This is a genomic window from Thauera aminoaromatica S2 (assembly GCF_000310185.1).
Lineage (GTDB): Bacteria > Pseudomonadota > Gammaproteobacteria > Burkholderiales > Rhodocyclaceae > Thauera > Thauera aminoaromatica.
This window is the reverse complement of record NZ_AMXD01000269.1, coordinates 1-1,699: the sequence shown is the minus strand read 5'-3', so window position 1 is coordinate 1,699 and position 1,699 is coordinate 1. Positions and strand designations below refer to the sequence as shown.

Genomic DNA, 1,699 nt, shown 5'->3' with positions numbered 1-1,699 from the left:
AGGCTGCGGTCGAGGGCGAAGCCCGGCGCGGCGGGGGCCTGCCCGGGGGGGGCGTCCCGGGCGCTGACGTCCTGGCCGGGGGTGGGGGTGTCCATGCGCTCGCCGCTCAAATTGCGCGCAGGCCGAGGCGCGCGAACAGGCGGTCGTCGCGGTCGGCGTCGGGGTTGTCGGTGGTGAGCAGGCGCTCGCCGTAGAACATCGAGTTGGCGCCCGCCAGGAAGCACAGCGCCTGCAGCTCGTCGCTCATCTCGCCGCGGCCGGCGGACAGGCGCACGTAGCTGCTCGGCATGGTGATGCGCGCGGCGGCGATCGTGCGCACGAATTCGAAGGGGTCGAGCGCCCCGGCGCCCGCGAGCGGCGTGCCCGGGACCTGGACCAGGTTGTTGATCGGCACCGACTCGGGCGGCGCCGGCAGGTTGGCGAGCTGGGCGATCAGCGCGGCGCGCTGGCGGCGGTTCTCGCCCATGCCGACGATGCCGCCGCTGCATACGTTGATGCCGGCGCCGCGCACCTTGTCGAGGGTGTCGAGGCGGTCCTGCAGGGTGTGGGTGGTGATCACCCGGCCGTAGAAGTCGGGTGCGGTGTCGAGGTTGTGGTTGTAGTAGTCGAGGCCGGCGTCGGCGAGCTGCTCGGCCTGGCCTTCCTTCAGCATGCCCAGGGTCACGCAGGTCTGCAGGCCGAGCGCCTTCACCTCGCGCACCATCTCGAGCACCGGGGCGAGGTCCTGGTCCTTCGGCCCGCGCCAGGCGGCACCCATGCAGAAGCGGCTGGCGCCGCGCGCCTTGGCCGCGCGCGCGTTGGCGAGCACCTCGTCGACCGGGAGCAGGCGCTGGCGGGCGAGACCGCTGTCGTGGCGGGCGGACTGCGAGCAGTAGCCGCAGTCTTCCGAGCAGCCGCCGGTCTTGATCGAGAGCAGGGTGGAGCGTTGCACTTCCTGCGGGTCGAAGTGGCTGCGATGCACCTGCTGGGCGCGGAAGACGAGCTCGAGCAGGGGCAGCTCGAAGAGCGCCTCGACCTCGGCGGTCGCCCACTGGTGGCGGGACGGGGGCGCTGCGGGGCGTTCGATCGTCGCGGAAGTCGTTGTCATGTAATGCTTTCCAGGCTGTAATTACGAATTACGAGGCCCGCATGTTCTTCCATCGGTGGAAATCTTGTCAAATTCACTGCATCCCCTCCGCGTCCTGTTCAGCCATGCGATGGACGTGCTCGCGCCGCAGGACTGCTTCGTCTGCGGTGCGACGAGCGGCGGCGAGGCCGTCTGTGCCGCCTGTGCCGACGAGCTGCCGCGGCGTCCTTCCACCGCGTGCCCGCAATGCGGCCTGCCCGGCCTGGATGGTGGCCGTTGCGGCGCCTGCCGGCGCAGCGCGCCGGCCTTCGATGCGACGCGGGCGGTGTTCGATTTCGCCTTCCCGGTCGACGCGATGATCCATGCCCTCAAGTACCGCCACCAGCTCGCGGTGGGCCGTTACCTTGGCGATGCGTTGGCCCGATGCGGCGCCGATTTCGCTGCGGAAGACGGCGCGGGGGCCGATCTCGTGCTGCCGATGCCGCTGCATCCGCGCAGGCTCGCCGAGCGCGGCTTCAACCAGGCGGTGGAGCTGGCGCGCGGATTCGCGCGTGCGCGCGACCTGCCGCTCGGGCTCGCCGTCGTGCGCAAGCTGCGCGACCTGCCGGCGCAGGCCGGGCTCGACCGCGAGGC

Annotated in this window: 2 protein-coding genes; one reads left to right on the top strand and one right to left on the bottom strand. The window is 71.6% G+C overall.

All coding sequences use genetic code 11. From position 1 onward, the window contains the following. Positions 1 to 106: 106 nt before the first annotated feature. Positions 107 to 1,087: a biotin synthase BioB gene (gene bioB / locus C665_RS19470; RefSeq protein WP_004329059.1), complete on the bottom strand. Its 981-nt coding sequence runs from the start codon at positions 1,085 to 1,087 to the stop codon at positions 107 to 109. 64 nt (positions 1,088 to 1,151) lie between these two features. Between bioB and C665_RS19465 the strand changes: the two genes are divergently transcribed. Continuing rightward, positions 1,152 to 1,699: ComF family protein (locus C665_RS19465; protein ID WP_245537199.1), on the top strand; the 548-nt coding region annotated here is incomplete at its 3' end.